The organism is Streptomyces sp. NPDC038200 (assembly GCF_055600785.1).
In genome coordinates, this window is sequence record NZ_JBVJYH010000016.1 from 24,386 (window position 1) to 44,568 (window position 20,183).

At 72.0% G+C, this 20,183-nt stretch carries 18 protein-coding genes; 10 read left to right on the plus strand and 8 right to left on the minus strand.

Annotated features, from left to right (window positions below; translation table 11 throughout):
• The first annotated feature begins 90 nt into the window (after positions 1 to 90).
• Together ACZ7KF_RS28300 and ACZ7KF_RS28305 are read left to right on the plus strand one after the other, a co-directional pair.
• Positions 91 to 1,047 carry an IS481 family transposase gene (locus ACZ7KF_RS28300; RefSeq protein ID WP_471080809.1) on the plus strand — a complete coding sequence of 319 codons (957 nt, stop codon included), beginning with the start codon at positions 91 to 93 and terminating at the stop codon, positions 1,045 to 1,047.
• A 346-nt stretch (positions 1,048 to 1,393) separates the two neighbouring features.
• Entirely contained in the window at positions 1,394 to 1,780 is a 387-nt protein-coding gene (locus ACZ7KF_RS28305; protein ID WP_471080812.1) for a hypothetical protein, read from the plus strand.
• Positions 1,781 to 1,867: 87 nt separating this feature from the next.
• On the opposite strand, the gene ACZ7KF_RS28310 is transcribed toward ACZ7KF_RS28305, so the two are convergent.
• The 7 genes from ACZ7KF_RS28310 to ACZ7KF_RS28340 form a co-directional block, all read right to left on the minus strand.
• Positions 1,868 to 3,187 (minus strand): phosphopentomutase, encoded by a 1,320-nt coding sequence (locus tag ACZ7KF_RS28310; protein ID WP_471080815.1) that lies wholly within the window; start codon positions 3,185 to 3,187, stop codon positions 1,868 to 1,870.
• A 12-nt stretch (positions 3,188 to 3,199) separates the two neighbouring features.
• Positions 3,200 to 4,363 (minus strand): alanine racemase, encoded by a 1,164-nt coding sequence (locus ACZ7KF_RS28315; protein WP_471080818.1) that lies wholly within the window; start codon positions 4,361 to 4,363, stop codon positions 3,200 to 3,202.
• A gap of 2 nt (positions 4,364 to 4,365) precedes the next feature.
• Positions 4,366 to 5,490 carry an aminotransferase class V-fold PLP-dependent enzyme gene (locus tag ACZ7KF_RS28320; protein WP_471080821.1) on the minus strand — a complete coding sequence of 375 codons (1,125 nt, stop codon included), beginning with the start codon at positions 5,488 to 5,490 and terminating at the stop codon, positions 4,366 to 4,368.
• A gap of 68 nt (positions 5,491 to 5,558) precedes the next feature.
• Positions 5,559 to 6,590 carry a phosphotriesterase family protein gene (locus tag ACZ7KF_RS28325; protein ID WP_471080824.1) on the minus strand — a complete coding sequence of 344 codons (1,032 nt, stop codon included), beginning with the start codon at positions 6,588 to 6,590 and terminating at the stop codon, positions 5,559 to 5,561.
• A 3-nt stretch (positions 6,591 to 6,593) separates the two neighbouring features.
• Complete coding sequence (locus ACZ7KF_RS28330) at positions 6,594 to 7,952, minus strand: YhfT family protein (RefSeq protein ID WP_471080827.1); 1,359 nt, start codon at positions 7,950 to 7,952, stop codon at positions 6,594 to 6,596.
• A gap of 39 nt (positions 7,953 to 7,991) precedes the next feature.
• A complete protein-coding gene (locus ACZ7KF_RS28335) occupies positions 7,992 to 8,357 on the minus strand; it encodes a DUF2620 domain-containing protein (protein ID WP_471080830.1) in 366 nt (121 codons plus the stop codon).
• A gap of 193 nt (positions 8,358 to 8,550) precedes the next feature.
• On the minus strand, positions 8,551 to 8,928 hold the full coding sequence (locus tag ACZ7KF_RS28340; RefSeq protein WP_471080833.1) for a transcriptional antiterminator: 378 nt from the start codon (positions 8,926 to 8,928) through the stop codon (positions 8,551 to 8,553).
• Between the two features lie 352 nt (positions 8,929 to 9,280).
• Here ACZ7KF_RS28340 and ACZ7KF_RS28345 point away from each other — a divergent pair, with 352 nt between their 5' ends.
• The 8 genes from ACZ7KF_RS28345 (at position 9,281) to ACZ7KF_RS28380 (ending at position 17,869) form a co-directional block, all read left to right on the plus strand.
• Positions 9,281 to 10,090 (plus strand): intradiol ring-cleavage dioxygenase, encoded by an 810-nt coding sequence (locus tag ACZ7KF_RS28345; RefSeq protein WP_471080836.1) that lies wholly within the window; start codon positions 9,281 to 9,283, stop codon positions 10,088 to 10,090.
• Positions 10,091 to 10,294: 204 nt separating this feature from the next.
• The gene (locus ACZ7KF_RS28350) at positions 10,295 to 12,754 is read left to right on the plus strand and encodes an ATP-binding protein (protein WP_471080839.1); all 2,460 of its coding nucleotides are present in this window, start codon (positions 10,295 to 10,297) and stop codon (positions 12,752 to 12,754) included.
• Positions 12,755 to 12,972: 218 nt separating this feature from the next.
• The gene (locus ACZ7KF_RS28355; protein WP_471080842.1) at positions 12,973 to 13,710 is read left to right on the plus strand and encodes a flavodoxin family protein; all 738 of its coding nucleotides are present in this window, start codon (positions 12,973 to 12,975) and stop codon (positions 13,708 to 13,710) included.
• A 246-nt stretch (positions 13,711 to 13,956) separates the two neighbouring features.
• Positions 13,957 to 14,655 carry a class I SAM-dependent methyltransferase gene (locus ACZ7KF_RS28360; RefSeq protein WP_471080845.1) on the plus strand — a complete coding sequence of 233 codons (699 nt, stop codon included), beginning with the start codon at positions 13,957 to 13,959 and terminating at the stop codon, positions 14,653 to 14,655.
• A gap of 264 nt (positions 14,656 to 14,919) precedes the next feature.
• Positions 14,920 to 15,291: a hypothetical protein gene (locus ACZ7KF_RS28365; protein WP_471080848.1), complete on the plus strand. Its 372-nt coding sequence runs from the start codon at positions 14,920 to 14,922 to the stop codon at positions 15,289 to 15,291.
• 11 nt (positions 15,292 to 15,302) lie between these two features.
• Positions 15,303 to 16,886, plus strand: a complete 1,584-nt coding sequence (locus ACZ7KF_RS28370; RefSeq protein ID WP_471080851.1) for a peptidoglycan-binding protein — start codon at positions 15,303 to 15,305, stop codon at positions 16,884 to 16,886.
• Positions 16,858 to 17,409, plus strand: coding sequence for a protease inhibitor I42 family protein (locus ACZ7KF_RS28375; protein WP_471080853.1), 552 nt, complete (start codon positions 16,858 to 16,860; stop codon positions 17,407 to 17,409). The genes ACZ7KF_RS28370 and ACZ7KF_RS28375 overlap by 29 nt, the downstream gene beginning before the upstream one ends.
• Before the next feature lie 46 nt (positions 17,410 to 17,455).
• Complete coding sequence (locus ACZ7KF_RS28380; RefSeq protein ID WP_471080855.1) at positions 17,456 to 17,869, plus strand: hypothetical protein; 414 nt, start codon at positions 17,456 to 17,458, stop codon at positions 17,867 to 17,869.
• Between the two features lie 80 nt (positions 17,870 to 17,949).
• Here the strand turns inward: ACZ7KF_RS28380 and katG are convergent, their stop codons facing one another.
• A complete protein-coding gene (gene katG / locus ACZ7KF_RS28385; RefSeq protein WP_471080859.1) occupies positions 17,950 to 20,142 on the minus strand; it encodes a catalase/peroxidase HPI in 2,193 nt (730 codons plus the stop codon).
• Between the last annotated feature and the right edge of the window lie 41 nt (positions 20,143 to 20,183).

Here is a 20,183-nt window from a genome sequence, read left to right on the forward strand (position 1 = left end):
ACGAGCGTTGTTAACGCGGGCCGGTCTTGATCGTGGCGAAGGCCCCCGTGTGTGGTGGAGGTGTCGAATCTTCACCGCACGGAGGCCTTCGTGTCCCACCGTAATGCCCGGCTGACCGTCCACGGCAGGCGACTGCTCGTCGAGCGTGTCCGCTCCGGCCGTCCCGTCGTCCACGTCGCCGCAGAGATGGGCATCTCCCGTCCCACAGCCCACAAGTGGATCCGCCGCTGGCGCTCCGAGGGCGAGCGCGGACTCATCGACCGGTCCAGCCGTCCCCGCAGGACACCGCACCGGACCGCGGCCGCCACCGAGGCCCGCGTCTGCAGGCTGCGACAGGACCGCAAGCTGGGCCCGGCACGCATCGGACCGATCCTGGGCCTGCCCGCCTCCACCGGGCACCGCATCCTCACCCGGCACGGCCTGAACCGTCTGGCCTTCCTGGACCGCCCCACCGGCCAGCCCATCCGCCGCTACGCACGCGACCGGCCCGGCGAACTCCTCCACGTCGACGTCAAGAATCTCGGACGGATCCACGACGGCGGCGGCCACAAAGTCCTGGGCCGACAGGCCGGCCGGGCCCGGCGAAGCAGTGTCGGCTTCGACTACGTCCACTCCGCCGTCGACGACCACAGCCGGCTCGCCTACAGCGAGATCCACCCGGACGAGAAGGCCGCTACCTGCGCCGGCTTCCTCCGCCGGGCCGCAGCCTTCTTCGCCACCTGCGGCATCGACCGCATCGAACGGCTCCTGACGGACAACGCCTGGCCCTGCCGCAAGAGCTTCGCCTGGAGGCAGGCACTGGCCGACCTCGGCGCGGTCGGCAAGCTCACCCGCATCTACCGGCCGCAGACCGACGGCAAAGTCGAACGCTTCAACCGCACCCTGCTCGACGAATGGGTCTACCTGCGGCCCTACACCACCAACCAAGAGCGGACCGAAGCCCTGGCAGACTTCCTCCACACCTACAACCACCACCGCTGCCACACCGCACTCGGCGGCCACCCACCGATCAGCCGCGTGAACAACGCTTCAGGTCAATACACCTAGGGCCTGCTGCGCAAGCCCCCTCGGGGACCCGGACCGGTCCGGAACCGATCGGTCCCGGACCGGCGGACGGCCGGAGCAGCGGAGCGCCCCACCGCCGGATCTCGCATCGAATGCCAGTTCGATGGGCGGCCGGATGTGGAAGCGCACGTCGGGGCGGGGGCGCGTGGCGGGTATGGCAGCTAGCCGGTAAGGCGGCTTCCAGCTTGCCTGATTGTTCCGCCCTCCCCTCGGGAGCACCGTGGAATGCGAAGGAAAGTAATAAAACGGGCATGCGGGAGTCCGATCGGACCCCGTTTCGCGTGTCGCTGACACCAGCCCGGCTTCGCACCATTCCAGGAGATGCACCATGCGTACTCTTACCCGGCCTCTCGCCACCGTTGCGGGACTCGTCCTGGCCCTGGGAGGCGCCGCGGCATCGGCTGCCGCCGCCGCACCGGCTTCGGTGGACGCTCACTCCCAGCTCGGTCACTCCATCGCCTCTGTCGACTTCGTGAGTGATCACGGCGGCGGTGGCGGTCACGGCGGCGGTGGCGGTCATGGCGGTGGCGGTCACGGCGGCGGTGGCGGTCACGGCGGTGGCGGTCATGGCGGCGGCGACCACGGCGGCTACGGCGGCGGCGACCACGGCGGCTACGGCGGTCATGGCGGCTACGGCGACCACGACGACCACGGTGACCACGGCGGCTACTACCACCACGACGACGATGACGATTACGGCGACTGGGGGTGGTGACAGCAGCTCCCGCGTCAAGGGGGCCGGCCTCCGGCCGGCCCCCTTCCCTGCCCGGACCCGCTGCCCGGCGCGACCCCGGGACCTGACCTACGAGCCGGCAGGCCACGCCGTTGCGGTGGACGCCGCCCGTGCGGTCGGTCCCGTTCGCTCCGAGGGCTCCAAGGGGACTGCCCGTCCGACCGCGGCTCCCCTCGGCCACAGCGCGGACCCGTTCGCCAGCCCGGCCGGGTCGAGCCCCAACGACGCGGCGGCCGTCGCGCCCACGTCGGCGAGGCCGGCCGCTGCGGGCAGGAACTCCGGACCGGCGGACTCCGGCCGGTGCATCAGCACCGGCACGCATTCCCGCGTGTGGTGGGCGTGCCCGATGGTGGGGTCGTTCCCGTGGTCACCCGTGACGATGAGGCGGTCACCGGGCGCGTCCAGGAGGGCGATGAGTTCGCCCAGCCCCGCGTCGACCTGTTCCAGGACGGCGCCGTAGCGCGCGGCGTCCTGCTGGTGTCCGGCCAGATCCGTCTCCTGGACGTTGGCGACGACCAGGGCGTCCCTGCCGGCGCGGGTGGCGCCCAGGGTGTGCGCGAGGACATCGGCGGTCCGCACCCCCGGGCGGCGCACCGCCGCCTCGCACGCGAGGATGTCCGCGGCCTTGCCGACCAGCGTCACGGGGATCCCGGCGCGAGCCGCCACATCCGGCAGTTGCCGGGTGTGGTCCAGCGGCGCGCCCAGGTGCCGCACCTCCAGGCCGCCGTTGCGGTAGAAACCGGACGCGGGGGTGTCGAGCCCGACGGTTCCGCCGTCCCCGAAACGCACGAAGGAGGCCAGCGGAGCATCCGCGTGACCTCCGACCGCGATCACCCGCGCGACGGGGGCGATCGCCCGGACCGTCCGGGCGATCGCCACGATCCGGTGGAAGGACGTGTCCTCCAGGCGCCCCGAGGCGTTCCAGTTGACGCCCGGGTCGGCCTCCAGGTTGTCGTGGACGAGGACCGTTCCGTCCACCGTCAGCACCGGCTTGCCGTCCAGCGGCTCCACCGAGTGCCCGGCGGCACGCAGGGCACCGGCGACCTCGTCGAGATGGTCGCTCAGCGGGGCCACGGTCACCTCGCTGAAGTCGGCTCCCATCATGGTCTGATGGCCCGCGTAGGTGTCGGCGCCCGGATAGCCGAGGGGGGCGAGGCCCACGGCCGCCGGCAGACAGGCGCGGTCCGCGAGATCCGGATGCGGATGGATCAGGCCGAGCCCCAGGGCGCCGAACGCCCGCAGCCGCAGGGGCCGGCCGTTCGCCCACCGACAGTGGTCGAGGACATGCCCGCAGGTGTCGGCTCCCCGGTCGCCCGGGCGCAGGGTGCCCGCGTCGGGCATGGCACCGATGCCGAAGCCGTCGACGACGACGATGACGGTCCTGGTCACGAAGCGCGCTCCTCAGACGGCCCGGCCGAGAGCGTCGTACAGGCCGACGCTCCGCGGTTCGCCGTGGGACAGTCCGGACACGACAGCGACATGGCTGCGTGTGACGAAGATCTGCGTACGGAAGGCGAGGACGGCGGTGTCGCCGAGCCGCGCCTCCCGGGGGGCCCTGGGTGCCTCGAGTGTCCGGTAGTAGTCGATGTTCTCGGCGGGCGCCGCCTGCACCCCCAGCCGCACGCCCGTACGCGGGAGCAGGGCGTCCCTGACACCGGACCGGGGGTAGAAGCCGCCGCCGTGGAGGGCCGGACGGCCGTCGGCGAGGGTGTGGGCGACCTCGCTGACGTAGACGTAGGCCGGCTGCTCCGGCTGATGCGGGTCCACCGCGTGCAGGGGCGTGGTGCCGGTGAGGCAGTGGCCGGGTTCCGCGTGCGTGGCCCCGAGGTCCGCGAGCAGCGGCAGGGAGGCCACCGATGTCGCGCTGGGGGCGCTGAGCTTGAGGCGCGTGTGGCCGCGGGCGGCGAGCATGTCACGGGCGGTCAGCGCGAGACCGAAGTTGGGCGTGGGCCGCGGAGTGCCCGAGTCCGGGTCGCACCGTACGCAGGGGAAGGCGGTGACGCCGGCGATCCGCACGCCGGGCAGTCGTTCCACCTCCGCGGCGAAGGCGGTCAGTCCGCTCAGCGGGACTCCGCCTTCCTGCCCCGGGTGGACCACGCCGGGCGAGCCCTCCAGACGGACGAGCACGTCCTGGACGACGCCGAGCCGTTCGGCCGCCGTCGAGACGGCGCGGGCGTTGGCCACGTCGTAGACCGTGACGGCTTCCGGGCGCCACGCGAGGACCTCGGCCAGGGCGCGGCCCGGGATCTGGACCAGGTGGCCGACGTTCCCGGCCGCTGCTCCGGCCGCGTGCAGGACGCGCGCCTCCGGGGCGTCGATGGCCGCGTACTTGGGGATGTGCCGGGCGATGGCCTTGATCAGCTCGGGGTTGCGTCCGACGTGCTTGACCACGAACCACAGGGTCAGGCCCAGCCGTTCGGCCTCCGCGGCGAGCAGGCGCGCATTGGCTTCCACGGCGTCGAGGTCGATGACGTAGGTGTCGGGCGGGATCACGCCCCGGTGGTGCAGCGCGGCGGCGGTGCGGACGAGCCCGGGGTTGCGGGTGAGCACGGTGTCGAGGAACACGATCAGTCGTCCTTGCCCTGGTGCAGGTCGGTCAGCGAGCGGCGGAGGATGTCCAGGACCAGGTCGGCGCCGGCCCGCATGGGGTTGATCCGCACGGTGGTGTCGGCGAGCGCCGGGGCGTCGTCGAGCACCGAGCCGGACAACCGGTAGAACAGCGGGGCCACCTCGTAGCGGGAGTTGGAGCCCACCGGATAGGGCGCCGCACCGTATCGGGCCGCGACCGGGGGAAGATGCCGGGCGACGGGACGGTCCAGACGTACGAGCAGACAGCGGTCCTGCGCGTTGGCGACGCGGACCTCGGCGACACCCGGCACCTCCCCCGCGGCCAGCCGCCCCGCGGCATCGGCCGTGACCTGCGACTGCACCGACCACATCACGGGCACGTGGGTGAGGGCACGCAGCGCGTCGAGTGCCTGGTGGCCCTGGACCTGACCGCCCCCGGAGTAGTTGTCGGCACGGACCCGGTCGACGATGTCGCGGGCGCCCAGGACCACGCCCACGCCCTCCGGGCCGTGCAGTTTGAACAGCGAGAAGCACGAGGCGTCGGCGCCGAGTTCGACACCGCAGGCGGGAACCCGCAGCGCCGCGTAGTTGTCGTCGACGATGGTCCGCACGCCCGCCGACCGGCAGGCGGCCAGCACCTCGGCCGGATCGTAGGAGTCGGCCAGCCGCTGACGCGTGTGCTGGACGTACGCCCAGGAGAAGCGCGCCGAGGCGAGGGCCGCGTCCAGTGCCTGCCGGTCGTTGAAGTCGGCCTCCGCCGTCTCCACGCCCAACCCGCGCAGCGTGACCTCGGTGCTGCGGTAGACCGGTGCACGGTGGATGAGCAGGGGATCCCCGGAGCGGACCGCGGCGGTGAGGGCGGCGCGGATGGCGCCGGTGCCCGCGCCCTGGACGAGTGCCGCGGCCTCGCAGGAGAAGAAGTCGGCGAGGACGGCTTCCACCCTCGCCGTGGTCCGGGGCCGGCCCAGGCCCGGCACGACGCCCGAGTCGGTCGCGAAGAGCTGCTGCCCCTCGAAGTGGCGCGCGGTGCACTCCAGCAGCCGGAACTGCGTGGCCGTCGCGTCCCGCAACGGCACCGTGGGCAGGGGGAAGGTCTGCGGCAGACCGGCGTCGATTCGGTGCATCCCAGCTCCGTCCATCCCCCGCGTCAGGTTGTTGCCGTCCATCGCGTCGCGCGCTTCCGTCCGGCCGGTCACGTCCCGCCATCCGTCGGATCGGGGCTTTCCCTTCCCTCCGTCGCTCCGGTCAGGAAGCGCAGCGGATTGCGGCGGGTCATCAGGTCGATCAGCTCGTCGTCGACGCCCCGTGCGCGCAGACCGGGCAGGAAGGAGCGGAACAGATGTCCGTAACCGTGGCCTCCTTCCCGCAGGAGGTAGCGGTGCCGGGAGATGTCGCAGCTGAGCAGTACCCGGTCGGCGTGCCCGGCCTCCAGCAGGGCGATCAGCAGCCGCAGCCGGGTTTCGTCGCTCTGGTAGTCCCGCTTCCCGATGGTGTCGAAGGCGACGTAGGCGCCGGACGCGGCCAGCTCGCGGTGGACGGCGGGGTCGTCGAGCAGGTCCTGGTGCCCGATGCTGATCCGGTGGGCGGGCAGGCCCGCGCCGACGAGCAGGTCGAGCTGGCCCGGGCCGCCCACGCCCAGTCGCGCGTGGGTGGCCACCGACAGCCCCGTGGCCACGGCGGCACGGGCGGCCGCGACGAGGACCCGCGCCTCCGGCTCGTCCGGTTGTGCGCCGTGGCTGCCGACCTCACCGATGACTCCGGGCCGGACGGCGAGGGATCCGATTCCGTGGTCGATCTCGCCCACCAGCACGGCGGTGAGTTCCTCGACCCCCGCACGGGCCAGCTCGGCCGGGTGGAACCGCTCGTGGTACCAGCCGGTGCCGGCGACCACCGCGACTCCCGACGCGGCGGACATGCGGGCCAGTGCGCCGGGGTCACGCCCCATGCCCCGGCAGGTCAGCTCGATGACGAGGGCGAGGCCGAACTCCTCGCGGAGATCGGTCAGTTCGGCGACGACGTCCGGGCCGTGCGTGGCGGGGACCAGTACCGCGTCCGGATCGGTGTCCCGGCTGAGGTCGAGAGCCAGGTGTTCGTGGGCGAGTACCGGGCCGCGGACGCAGGACGGGGAGACCGGGCCGGTGACGGTGCGGATGCGGAGGGGGAAGGGGGAGGGGGAGGGGCGTCGCCGGGGCGTCGGAGAGTGGCGTTCCTCGGTGGTCGCCATCGCTCAGCCCTCGAGCGGTGTGAACAGGTGGCACCAGGAGGCGACGTTGAGCAGGAGCCCGGTGCAGATGATGGCGACGGGCGCCGCGGCCAGCCGGATCACGGGCCGGCCCATGGCCTCGTTCAGTACGTACATGCCTCCGACCAGGGCGAGCCCCGTCCCGCCGCCCATCCGCATGCCGGCGAGGATCGAGCCGAACAGCACCCCGAGTTCCAGTACCTGGTTGATCGCATGCCGGATGTGGTCGGCGGCGTCCTGGACCGAGGGAACGTGGGCGAAGAACCTTCCCAACTGTGTCAGTGCCAGCACTTCGACGGTGAAGACGGCGGCTCCGGCCATCGCGGCGACGATCACGTTCGGTGCGAGGTACCCCACGGCGTACACGAAGTTGACGCCGTTGGTCGCGAAGGTGCCGGAGGCGAGGGAGGTCAGACCGATCAGCGGAATGAAGCCGAACGTACGGTAGAAGTCGACCTGGGCCGCATTGACCATGTCGCCGTGCTGCACGAGGTAGCTGGTGGCTTCCCCACCGGCGAACGTGCCGGTCGCGCACAGCGTTCCGACCAGACCGCCCAGTGCCATCAGCCACGGCAGGTGGGTGCGGAGGCGCTTGGCGTTGGCGCCGAAGAGGGAATCGGCCGCAGAGGTGTCCGGAACCGGCGGCTCGGCGCCCCGGGCCCGTGCCTCCTCGCGTGCCGCGCGCCGGTTCACCAGGTCGCGGTGGACGGCGAGCCCCACGAGCAGCAGCATCCCGACGGCCATGGAGAGCGCGCCGGGGAAGACACCTTTCCAGAGGTGCGCGGAGGCGAGCATCAGAACACCCTCGACGGCGAAGGCGAGCGCACCACGCACCCTGCCGAACTGGTAGGCGACAGCGACCGCCGGGAAGAACGCGAACAGATACATCACCGGGTCGGACAGCGACTGCATCGCCGTGAGGAAGTCGACCGGCAGCGCCTGCGCCGCCTGTGTCGCCTGGGAGAGACCGAACACCACCAGCAACGCCCACACGGCACCCAGCACGAGCGCCATCCATCGCCTGGACGCCAGCAGGCCGAGGACGTCCGTGGGAAGGAAGAGGATCCACGGGTTGAGCACTCCGGTGGAGAACGCCATCGGCGCACCCAGGCCGAAGACGAAGCCCGCGGAGAGGCTGAACGCGAGCGGGGTGATCTCCCGGCGCTTCATCCGCCCTTGCCGGTGGTCGAGCATGAAGGGGCGCACGCCGTCGTGGAACACGGCGACCGCCATGTTGACGAGCAGCGCCGACAGGGCACAGACCGCCACGACGAGCGCGATCTGAAGCGGTGTGAGGTGGAGGGAACTGGGGCCGCCGGAGGCGAGGAGCGCCGATGGGTGCACGGTGACGGGCCTTCGTGATGCGCGGTACGCCGGTGGGCTCTACGCGGTCGCGGTCCTGGCCGCGATGGCGTGAACGAGGACGGGGGCGATCAGATCGATCTGGTCGACGGCGAAGCCGAAGACCTTCTTGCCGCCGACGAGCAGGTCCCGCACCTCCTCGGCGGTGGGGACGGAGCGGCCGAAGGTGTGACAGCTCTGCTGCCCCAGGAGGCCGACGAGGACACCCAGAGAGGCGCCGGCGCCGGTGTGGCAGGTACCCAGGAAGTAGTCGGCCTGGCCGGCCCGCAGCTTCACGGCCGCGTCCATGTCGTTGGAGACGCTGACTTCGACGCCACCCAGGGCCAGCTCGTCGACGGTCCGGGCGACCTCGACCTTGCCGACGCCGCCGGTGAGGATCTTCGCCATGGTGTGTCCTGTTCTCGTGCGCTGAAGAGGCTGGAGAGGCCGGGGAAAGGGAGAGGGGGGCGAGGGGAGAGGGGGCGAGGGGAGAGGGGAGAGGGGGCGAGGGGAGAGGGGAGAGGGGGGCGAGGGGAGAGGGGAGAGGGGGGCGAGGGGAGAGGGGAGACGTGGAGAAGGTGAGAGAGGGGGCGGAGGGGGGTCAGGAAGCGGGCGAGTACCGCGCCAGGACGGCGAGGTGCAGGCCCAGGAAGTTGATCTCGGACTCGGGGAGCGCGGCGCCGAGCGTGCGCTGAGCCCGCGCGGATACGGAGCGGGCCCGGGACACCGCCTCGGGGTGGCCGTCCAGCTCCGAGGCGACCTGCCCGTCGGTGGCGAACCGCTCGACCGCCCGGCCGTCCAGCAACCGGGTGAGGGCCATCATGAGATGGCTGGTCAGCATGCCGGCGGTGTCCTCGGTGACCGTGGCCCCCTCGGCGGCCAGTGCCTCCAGTTCGGCGGTGACGAATTCGGCCACCTGCGGGCTGACCTGACCGGTGTCCCGGAACGTCCGGATCCGGAGGGCGAGCCTGGCATCCATGACCTGTCCTTTCTGGGCACCCCCGCGAAACGGCCGTGATCAGGATTGTGGCTCCTCGTGCCACGGATCCCCTGTTGCCGCACGGGATCTCAGCCCAAGGCAGTACAGCGCCGCGCAACTGGCGGCAGCGCCGCGCGGCGGCGAACGGACACACGCGGCGGCGGGGCCGCGGATCCGGTCCGGGCAGGCCGGGCCTCCGCTCGCGCGCGGTACCGGTGGGCGCAGCGGCTCGCACGCGGTACAGGTGTGGGCGCAACGGCTCGCGCGCGACCGGCGGCGGGTTTCGTCACGCGGTGGCTTCGTGGGTCGTCCGTGCGATCCCATGGAACGTCACCGGCGCCATGCTCACACCATGACTGACATCCCCCACCACAACACCGCGGAACCGCAGCGCGCCGACGAGCCGTCGGGCGTCCCCGCAGGTGCCACCCGCAGGTCCGTCATAGCCACCCTGGGCGGCGCCACCCTCGGTGTGGCCGCGCTGGGTCTCGCCGGCACGCGGGCGACCGCCGCCACCGGACCCGGGCCCGAGGCCGCGGCCCGGCCGGCCGTCGCCTGCGTCCTCACGCCCGAGCAGACCGAGGGGCCGTACTACCTGGACCTGGAGACGGTCCGCAAGGACGTCACGGAGGGGAAGGCGGGCGTCCCGCTGACCCTCCGCGTGACGGTGGTCGACGCGACGACCTGCGCCCCGCTGCCCCGGACGGCCGTCGACATCTGGCACTGCGACGCCCTAGGGATCTACTCCGGCTATGTCGCCGGAGGCTCCACCCCGGACACCACCTTCCTGCGCGGCGTACAGCTGACCGACTCCGCCGGTGTCGCGGAGTTCACCACCGTCTACCCCGGCTGGTACGTCGGCCGGGCCCTCCACATCCACGTCAAGACGCACGGGGGAGGCACCGTGTCCAACGGGACGTACCACGGCGGCCATGTGTCCCACACGGGTCAGCTCTACTTCCCGGAGACGTACAACACCAGGATCGCCGCCCTGTCCCCGTACCGGAACAACACGGCCACCCGGACGCTCAACGCACGGGACGGCATCTACCGCAACGGCGGCTCCTCGACCCTGCTGACCCTCACCCAGGCGGGCAGCGACCTGGGCAAGGGAGTGACCGGAACCGTCGTGCTCGGCATCGACCCCGCCGCCACCCCCTGACGCACCCCAGCACCCGCGGTGGCCGGCTCCGCCACGGTGCCGGCCACCGCACGCGTGACGGAGAACCGGTCATGTGAGGGTCCCTCCGCCTCGGTCGGGCCCCGGCCCCGCCGCTCCCGCCGAAGCCGACCGGCGCGGTGCCCGCGGAGACACAAGGCCGAAGGCGATGGTTTCCCACCGGGGCGGCGCGGCGAGGAATCGGGGATGAGCCGGAGTCGAACATGTGACGTGTGCGGGGCGGCGCTGATCGTGCGGCCGCACGGGGGCCGGCCGGCTCGGTACTGCTCCAGCGCCTGCCGGCAGCGGGCGCTGCGGCGACGGGCGGCTTCGGATACCACGCCCGCGGTCCCGACGGCCGCCGGGAGCGACCTGCCGCCGGCGCTCGACTCCTTCGTCGGCCGGCAGCACGAACTGTCGGAGCTGCGCACCCTCCTGAGGAACGCGCGCCTGCTCACGCTGACCGGCACGGGCGGTGTGGGCAAGACCCGGCTGGCGCTGGAGTTCGCCAAGGGATTACCGAAGCGCTTCGCACGAGTCGACCTCGTGGAACTCGCCTCCCTCCAGGACGGCGCACTGCTGACGCAGTCCCTGGCCGCCGCGCTGGGAGCGGGGGAACGAGCGGGCCGCACCGGCGTCGACGCCCTGGTCCGGGAGATCGGGGACACCTCCCGGGTGCTGATTCTGGACAACTGCGAGCACCTGGCCGAGCCGTGCGCCCGGCTGGCGGTGACCCTGCTGGGCCGCTGCCCCCGGCTGCGGATCCTGGCCACCGGCCGGGAAGCCCTGAGAGTGCCCGGAGAGACCGTGTTCCGGGTCGGCGAACTGTCCCTGCCGCCGGCCGACGCCGGAGACGACGTGACGGCCCTCATGCGGTCCGACGCCGTACGGCTCTTCGTCGACCGCGCCGCGAGCAACTGCCCCGGGTTCACACTCCATCGCGGCAACGGCCACCTGGTGGCCGAGATCTGCCGACGCCTGGACGGGCTGACGCTCGCCGTCGAACTCGCGGCCCGCCACGCCGGTGCGCTCACGCCGAGCGACATCCTGGCGGGGCTGGACGACCAGTTCTCCCAGCTGGACCTTCTGACCCGGGGGAACCGAACCGGACCCGCACGCCACAGTGGCCTCGCCGCAGCGGTCGACTGGAGCCATCGGCTGCTGGATCCGGCCGAGCAGGCGGTCTTCCGGCGCCTTTCCGTCCTGGTCGGCGGCTTCGACCTGGCCGCCGCGCAAACGGTCTGCGCCGGTGACGGCCTGGACCGACGGCAGGTCTTCCGCATCCTGTGCGCCCTGGAAGCGAAGTCCCTCGTCGTGCGTCTGCCGGGGGAGACGGCGCCCGCACGCTTCCGGCAGCTGACCGCCATCCGTGTCTGGGCCATGGACCGGCTGCGCGCATCCGGCGAACTGCGCGCCACTCTGGGCCGGGCGCTCGCGTGGCTGACCGAACTGGCCGGCCGGGGCCCCGGGGACGTGTTCGCCGACCAGGCCCGCAGCCCGCTCGCCGGGGAACGGGACAATCTCGCCTCGGTACTGGCGGAGAGCGCCGGCCACGGCGATGCCGTACGGGCGCGGCTGAGACTGGAACTGGCGCGTGTGCACTACCAGCAGGAACAGCCGTCGGCCGCCCGTGCGCTGCTCACCGGAGTGCTGACCGGAGCCGAGGGCCGGGCGCTGGGCGGCCAGGTGCCGGCGCTCGCGGCACGCGTGGCCTGCCAGCAGGCCGATCCGGACGAGGCGCTGCGGCTGGGCGAGCAGGCGGTGCGGAGCGAGCGGACACGCCGTGACGCCGCCGGACTGGCCAACGCCCTGGACGCGCGGGCGGCGGCGCGACTGTGCCGCGGGGAGTTCACCGAGGCCGTCGCGGACCTACGGGAGTGCCTGGAGGTCGTCGCCGCCACCGGCCGGCCGCAGGACACCGCCTGGTGCACCCATCACCTGGCCTGGGCCCTGCTGCAGGCCGGCGGGGAACGGGAGGCCGACGAACTGATGTCACGGTGTCTGCCCGTGCTGCGACAGCAGGCGCCGTGGCCCCGGACCGCGGCCGCGCTGCACACCGCGGGGGCCGTACGACTGGCCCTGGGGCGCCTGCGCAGCGCCGAGAGCCTGTTCGCCGAGGTGCTGCGGATCGTTCCGGAGGCCGGCTTCCATGCCCTGTACCCCGTGGAGGGCATGGCTCTCGTGGCCGCGGAGAGCGGCGACCCGCAGCGCGCGCTACGGCTGTACGAGGCGAGCGCGCAGGCGCGGCGCCGCCTGGACACCGAGCCCGAGGCCGCCTGGCGGCACAGGATGGAACAGGCGGCGGCACGTGCCCGGACACGGCTGTCGGCAGCGGCACAGGAGGCCGCCGTCGCCGGTGCCCGCGGGCTGTGCGGGGAGCGGCTGGTCGCGTACGCGCTCGGGGTCGGCAGCGGCGAGGACCGCACGGGGAGCCGTGTCCGGGCCGCCGACGAACGGCTCCGGCTCACGGCACGGGAGTCCACGGTGGCCGGACTCGTCGCCGAAGGGCTGACCAACCGGCAGATCGCGGCCCGGCTCGGCCTGTCGATCCACACGGTCGCCACGCACCTGGACCGGATCCGCGACAAGCTGGGCCTGCGCTCCCGCATCCAGATCGCACTGTGGGCAGCCGCACGGACCGAGGACGGCCGCACAGTCCGGCGATGAGCACCTGGGACGGGAGAAGCCCCGACGGAGCCGATGGGCACCCGTACCGCATCGGGGAAGCCGAGGCTCCGGCCACTCGTGCGCCGTCGGCCGGGCGCGCGGAGAGCCGGGCCATTCGGAGGCGTTGTGGTGGCAGCCACGACGGTGGGCCCGCACGCTGGGCGATGTGGACGAGCCACCGTGCACAGGAGCCGGCGGCGAAGCTCTGGGAGGACCGTGTGACCGCTACGTCGCCCGACACCGACGCACCACCGGCCCGGTACGACGACCTGCGCGCTCTGGTGATCAACTGCACCCTCAAACGCTCACCGGAGACGAGCAACACCCAGGGACTGATCGACCGCAGCGCCGCCGTCATGGCCGCGCAGGGAGTGCGCGTGGACGTCGTACGGGCGGTGGACCACGACATCGCCACCGGTGTGTGGCCGGACATGAGGGAGCACGGCTGGGAGACGGACGCCTGGCCCGAGCTGTACCAGCAGGTACTGGCAGCCGACATCCTGGTGCTGGCCGGCCCCATCTGGCTGGGCGACAACAGCTCCGTCATGAAGCAGGTGATCGAACGCCTCTACGCCTGCTCCAGCCTGCTCAACGACGCCGGACAGTACGCCTACTACGGCCGTGTCGGCGGCTGCCTGATCACCGGCAACGAGGACGGCGTCAAGCACTGTGCCATGAACGTCCTCTACAGCCTCCAGCACCTCGGCTACACCATCCCTCCCCAGGCGGACGCCGGATGGATCGGCGAGGCGGGCCCCGGCCCCTCCTACCTCGACCCCGGCTCGGGCGGCCCCGAGAACGACTTCACCAACCGCAACACCACCTTCATGACCTGGAACCTGCTGCACCTGGCCCGGGCGCTGAAGGACCTCGGCGGTGTCCCCGCCTACGGCAACCAGCGCACGGCCTGGGACGCCGGCTGCCGCCGCGACCACGACAACCCCGAGCACCGGTAGCGGGATGCCCGAGGCAGGTCGCGGACGGCCGTCGGACGCGGAGCCACCCAGTGGGACGCGGCGCCGAAGCCCGGCCGAGAGGAATGCGCGGGAGCGGCCGGGACCAGTTCCGCCGGGCGGGGCGGCCGCAGTGCCGAAGGCCACCGCTCGGGTCCGTACCCCGGCCCCACGCATCGGTCGACCGTCCCCGTGGCAGGCCCACCGAACCGACGAGAGCCCGTCCGGCCCAGGACATGGCGGCACCCCGTGACGACCGACGAGGACGAGCTGTACGGCGCCGGGGAGGACCCCTACGCGCTGGCCCTGCAACCCGGCCGTGGACCGGTCTACCTGCGGCTGGTCGACGGGCGCCGGATCCCGATGCCGGTGCACCGCTGGCACGAGCGGCCCACCGCGGCCGACCGTACCGTGCTGGAACGCTGCGTCGGCCCCGTCCTCGACGTCGGCTGCGGACCGGGCCGGCTGTGCCGGGAGCTGCTGGGCCGAGGAGTCTTCGCCCTCGGTGTCGACGTCGCGCCCCGCGCGGTCGCCCTGACCACCGCGCTGGGCGGGCTCGCGGTGTGCCGGTCGGTCTTCGACCGGCTGCCGGCCGAGAAGAGCTGGGAGACGCTTCTGCTCATCGACGGCAACATCGGCATCGGAGGAGACCCCCGAAGCCTGCTGCGCCGCTGTCGCGAGCTCATCGCACCGTCGGGACGTCTCGTCATCGAGATCGACCCCCGCGACGTCGAAGAGCTCTGCACCGCCCGCCTGGAGGACCCCCAGGGCCACAGCGGGCCGCCCTTTCCCTGGGCCCGGCTGGGACGACGAGCGCTCTGCAGGGCCGCGGAGAACCTCGCCCTGAGCATGACCGACCAGTGGACGAGCGGACGCCGGTGTTTCGCCACCCTGACTCGACGCAACGGAAGATCAGCCGGGGACCGGCCCGACGTGGGGCCGCGGTGACGCGGCGGGGAGGACGGCGCTCGTGCCGGGCACGGCGGCACGCGCCGCTGCCAGCCGCGTCACGGGGGACGGGGACGTGCCGACGGAACGCATTCCTCCGGCGCGTCGCAGCCGGTCGCCCGGGCCGGGACGAGCGCTCCGGCGGGCCCGTGGGGCGGGTGTTGTGGAGGCGGTGTGTGGGGCGGACGGCGTGTGATCCTCCGTATCTGCGCTGCGTGTTAGCCTGCCCGCGATCACGATCGACATGTACACGGGGGAGGCACGGTGGGCTCGGACGGCTACCAGGTCAAGGCAGGTATGACCGGCCAGGCCCGACAACTCGACGACGCCGGCACGGACATGGACGGTGTCAGCTCGGCCGTCAGGTCCCGTACGAGTTACTCGTACGGCGATGCCGGCGGCGATGACGCCGCGTCGGCGCTGAACGCGTTCGTCAAGGCATGGGAAGCGGAGGCCAAGACACTGGCCTCGGCGTTGCACGAGCTGGGTGCCAAGGTGCAGTTGGCCAAGAAGACCTACCACGGCACCGACGGCCTGGTGAAGACGCACGCGGACAGCGTCACCATCGGCGGCACGAGCAGCCTCACCGACACATCGACGCAGGGCGCGCGCACCTCGGCCCTGTCGAGCTACTGAGGAACGGGCCGGTGTCCTTCTTCTCCTCTCCCCTCGACTCCCCTTCCTTCCGCCTCGCGTGGCTCGCCGGGCTGTCCAAGAAGATGCTCGGCGCCGGAAGCAAGAACGAGCTGCTCGACCTGATCGACGACGCCCTGTCGGTGCCCGAACCGGGCGGCGACCCAGGCGTGCTGGAGGGCCTGGCAAGCCTCTACCGCGGCCAGGTCGACCAGGTCGGCAGTGTCTTCGACCAGGTCGACCGGGTGGGTCGCAAGGGTCTGCCGGAGGTGTGGGTCGGCGACACGAGTGTCCTCGCCTCCGACGTGGTGAACGCCGCCGGGCGGTCCGTGAGCCAGATGAGCGAGGCGTTCCAGGGGTGCGCGACGGTGCTGCTGACGCTGTCCGACGCGATCGGCGCCGCACAGCGCAAGGACGAGCAGGGCCGCGGACAGCTGCTGGAGCAGAAGAAGACGCTCGGCGGCAAGGACGGTTTCTTCGACGACCTGCACGAGAACGACGAGGAGGAGTGGGACCGCAAGAACGCCGCCCACTTCGGCTCCTACGCGGTCGACCTGATGCACACCGCCGTCTCCGACGCGCAGGAGGCCACCCGCGTCGCGGCCCGGGACCTGAACAAGTGGGCCGCCGAGGCACGGGCCGGGAAGATGGAGACCAGCGAACTCACCGCCGTCGACAAGCTCATGCTCGCCGACACCGGTGTCGCGGGCGCCGACACCGAGCTGAACGAGATCCTCACGGCCGGCGACCTGGCGCGCGCGTCGACGCGGATGGACCAGCTGAACCTCGACGACGAGACGGCCATGGAGCGGATGCTGGCGACGTCGGACAGCCCGCAGGAGCGGGCCTACCTGATGAAGGCCCTGGCCGCCGGCCACAGCGTCGCCGAGATCGGGAAGTTCCAGGACAAGATCCACGGCAAGGACCCCGACTGGCTGCGCCGGCACCTCACCCCGGTGGTCACCGCCGCGGACAGCCTGAAGGACGAGGGCCTGGCGCCGGACGGCTCCAACAACAACAAGGACTACGTCACGTTCGACGGCCAGCGGTGGATCCAGGGCGGCGACGGCTCCGAGGGCACCTGCGTGGCCTCGTCCACCGTCACGTCCCGCGCCATGGTCGACCCGCTGTACGCGCTCGACCTCACCGGCGGCCCCGACGGTCAGCAGGACGACCCCGACGCCTTCAAGCAGCGCCTGGTGGCCGAACAGCACCGGCTGCACACCGAAGGCGACGGCGGCAAGAACTGGGGCGGCATGGGACCCGAGGGGCAGGAACGGATCAACGACACCACCGTCGGCAGCGCCACCGGCACCGACTACCAACGCCAGGACCTGAACAGCGACGCCGACCGCCGGGCGGTCCTCACCGAGGTCGAGAAGTCGGTGGCGCAGGGGCGGCCGGTGCCGGTCGACGTCTCGGGCAAGGAGGGTGCCCACGCGATGACCATCATCGCCCAGGAGGGCGACAAGCTTCAGGTGTACAACCCCTGGGGCTCGACCACCTGGGTCAGCGAGGACGACTTCATCAACGGCCACATGGGCAAGGCTTCCACCAGTGATCTCCCCAATGCGTACAGCGTCTATCTTCCGCGGTAGCGGGGGCGGTGCCGCGATCGCGGCGACCGCGCTCCTCGCTCTCGCCACGGGCTGCGGCTCGGGCACCGACGAACCGGCCGGCGGCTCCACGAGCACGGCGAGCCGTCCCACGGGCACCGCGGGCGGCGCGACGAGCCACCCGGTGAAGGACACCAGCATCACCGCCGAGCCGGGCGAGCGCTTCACGATCACCGTCGACCAGAACGCCTCCACCCGCGAGTACTGGTACCTGGTCGCCCCCCGGCCCGACAGCTCGGTGCTGGTCAGCCGCGGCCGGGACTACGCGTCGGACTCCGGCGACGAGCCGGCGGACGGTGCCGGCGGCCGGCTCACCTTCACCTTCGAGGCCAAGGGCAAGGGGACCACCCGGTTCACCCTGCTGCACTGCACGTTCACCACCTGCCAGGGCAACACCTCCACCCTGCCCCCCGAGACGACCGGCCCCTCCGCCACCCCGTCCCCGGGGCCGGCCGCCACCTCCCAGGCCCCCGAGCGCATCACCTACACCGTCACCGTCGACTGAGCCGCGGCGGACCAGTCAGATGGAACGAGACACCCGAGGCCCCGCCATGAACGACGACGCCCCGTACCCGCCGGACCGCACGGACGACGAGCTGGCCGGGCTCGACATCACCGTCCTGCTGCGTCACGGCCTCACCGCGGAGTCCGGCGTCCGGCGCACCGCACTGTTCGGCGACGGCGCCGCGGCCGCAGCCGTCATCCTCGACCGCCTCGGCACCGAGCCGCGCTCGGTCGCCTTCCTCGCCGACACCGTGCGCGCCGGCGGACTCGCCCGCGCCGCGGAGCTGCCCGAGCCCCTGCCCCGCCAGGAGGCGGCCGTCCTCGTCAGGGAGTGGCTGCGGGCCGGCACCGAACTCGCGGGCGGGATCGCCGCCGACGACACCGCGGCCACCTGGCTGCGCGCCGTCGCGACCATCATCGAACTGAAGCAGCTGACCCGGGCGCGGGGCAGGAGTACGTGATCCGAGCAGCCGCTCCGCGGCGGCGGGTGCCACGTCGCCCCGTCCCGGGCGGCCGATGAGGGCCGACCGGGACGCCGAGCTCAGGCGAGGTCGAACCGGTCGAGATTCATCACCTTGTTCCACGCTGCCACGAAGTCACGTACGAACTTCTCCCTCGCGTCCTGAGAGGCGTAGACCTCCGAGACGCCTCGGAGCTGGGAGTGCGCACCGAAGATCAGGTCGACGGCGGTGGCGGTCCACTTGAGCTCGCCGGTGGCGCGGTCCCGGCCTTCGAACACGTTGTCGTCCGTGGCCGACGCCTTCCACTCCGTGCCCATGTCGAGCAGGTTGACGAAGAAGTCGTTGGTCAGGGTTCCCGGCCGGTCGGTGAGGACACCGTGGGGGGACCCCTTGAACCCGGTGTTCAGGGCCCGCATGCCGCCGATCAGCACCGTCATCTCGGGGGCGGTCAGCGTCAGCAGGTTGGCGCGGTCCAGCATGAGGGTCTCCGGCGACAGCTTCTCGCCCGCCGGAAGGTAGTTGCGGAAGGCGTCCGCCTTGGGCTCCAGCACGGCGAACGCGGCCGTGTCGGTCTGCTCCTGCGAGGCGTCCGTACGCCCCGGTGCGAACGGGACCGTGACGTCGTGCCCGGCGTTCCTCGCGGCCTGCTCGACGGCCGCGCACCCACCGAGGACGATCAGGTCGGCGAGGGAGACCCGCGTTCCGCCGCTCTGGGAGAGGTTGAAGTCCTGCTGGATCCGCTCGAGCGTGCGCAGTACCTCGGTGACCTCGGGGAGGTCGTTGAGCTCCCAGTCCTTCTGCGGCGCGAGCCGGATGCGGGCCCCGTTCGCCCCGCCGCGCTTGTCGGTGCCGCGGAAGCTCGCCGCCGACGCCCAGGCGGTGGTGACCAGCTGGGAGACGGAGAGCCCCGAGGCAAGGATCCTCTCCTTGAGGGCGGCGATGTCGCCGTCCCCGACGAGTTCGTGCTCGACGGCGGGAACGGGGTCCTGCCACAGCTGCGGCTCGGGAATCCACGGGCCGAGGTAACGCGAGAGGGGCCCCATGTCGCGGTGCAGCAGTTTGTACCACGCCTTGGCGAACGCCACCGCGAGTTCGTCCGGGTTCTCGTGGAACCTCTTCGTGATCGGGCCGTAGACCGGGTCCACCTTCAGCGCGAGGTCCGTCGTCAGCATCATGGGGGCGTGCCGCTTCGACGGATCATGGGCGTCGGGCACGGTGTCCCGGGCCGCGGGATCCGTCGGGGTCCACTGGTGGGCGCCGGCGGGGCTGCTCGTCAGCTCCCATTCGTACCCGTAGAGATTGTCCAGGTACCCGTTGTCCCACTGGGTCGGCTCGGTGGTCCACGCGCCCTCCAGGCCACTGGTCAGCGCGTAGGGGCCCGTGCCGGTGCCGTAGGTGTTCCGCCAGCCGAGGCCCTGCTGCTCGATGGCGGCGGCCTCGGGTTCCGGGCCGATGTATTCGGCCGTGACCGCGCCATGACACTTGCCGAAGGTGTGGCCGCCGACGATGAGCGCGACCGTCTCCTCGTCATTCATCGCCATGCGCCCGAACGTCTCCCGAACGTCCCGGGCGGCAGCCAACGGGTCCGGGTTTCCGTTGGGCCCTTCGGGATTGACGTAGATCAGCCCCATCTGGACGGCGGCGAAAGGACCGGTGAGTTCCCTGTCGCCGCTGTAGCGCTCATCCCCGAGCCATGTGTCTTCGGGCCCCCAGAAGATCTCCTCGGGTTCCCAGATGTCCTCTCGCCCGAAACCGAACCCGAACGTCTTGAATCCCATGGATTCCATGGCACAGTTTCCAGCGAAGACCAGAAGGTCGGCCCAGGAGATTTTCCGGCCGTACTTCTGTTTGACCGGCCAGAGCAGACGGCGCGCCTTGTCCAGGCTCGCGTTGTCCGGCCAGCTGTTGAGGGGGGCGAAGCGCTGCGCGCCGCTGCCGCCACCGCCGCGGCCGTCCTCGATGCGGTACGTTCCCGCGGCATGCCAGCTCATCCGGATGAAGAGCGGCCCGTAGTGACCGTAGTCGGCAGGCCACCAGTCCTGGGATGTCGTCATCACCTCGAAGACGTCACGCTTCAGCGCGTCGACGTCGAGGGTCGCGAACTCCTTCGGGTAGTCGAAGTCCTCGTCCATCGGATTGGACCGGGGCGAGTGCTGGTGGAGAACCTGAAGATCCAGCTGATTCGGCCACCAGTCCCGGTTCGTCCTGGGCCGCCGAGTCGGCGTGGGCGTCGGTGAAGGGATTGCTGGATTCTCGCTTTCACTGCCGGACATGCCCGTCCTTCTTCCTGTCTCGGTGTTCCTTCCGCCGGCCG

Coding starts and splice junctions, on each gene's coding strand:
- ACZ7KF_RS28305 (WP_471080812.1), top strand. CDS start 1,394: ATGCGTACTCTTACCCGGCCTCTCGCCACCGTTGCGGGACTCGTCCTG.
- ACZ7KF_RS28320 (WP_471080821.1), bottom strand. CDS start 5,490: ATGCACCGAATCGACGCCGGTCTGCCGCAGACCTTCCCCCTGCCCACG.
- ACZ7KF_RS28325 (WP_471080824.1), bottom strand. CDS start 6,590: ATGGCGACCACCGAGGAACGCCACTCTCCGACGCCCCGGCGACGCCCC.
- ACZ7KF_RS28335 (WP_471080830.1), bottom strand. CDS start 8,357: ATGGCGAAGATCCTCACCGGCGGCGTCGGCAAGGTCGAGGTCGCCCGG.
- ACZ7KF_RS28340 (WP_471080833.1), bottom strand. CDS start 8,928: ATGGATGCCAGGCTCGCCCTCCGGATCCGGACGTTCCGGGACACCGGT.
- ACZ7KF_RS28345 (WP_471080836.1), top strand. CDS start 9,281: ATGACTGACATCCCCCACCACAACACCGCGGAACCGCAGCGCGCCGAC.
- ACZ7KF_RS28350 (WP_471080839.1), top strand. CDS start 10,295: ATGAGCCGGAGTCGAACATGTGACGTGTGCGGGGCGGCGCTGATCGTG.
- ACZ7KF_RS28375 (WP_471080853.1), top strand. CDS start 16,858: ATGCGTACAGCGTCTATCTTCCGCGGTAGCGGGGGCGGTGCCGCGATC.
- ACZ7KF_RS28380 (WP_471080855.1), top strand. CDS start 17,456: ATGAACGACGACGCCCCGTACCCGCCGGACCGCACGGACGACGAGCTG.
- katG (WP_471080859.1), bottom strand. CDS start 20,142: ATGTCCGGCAGTGAAAGCGAGAATCCAGCAATCCCTTCACCGACGCCC.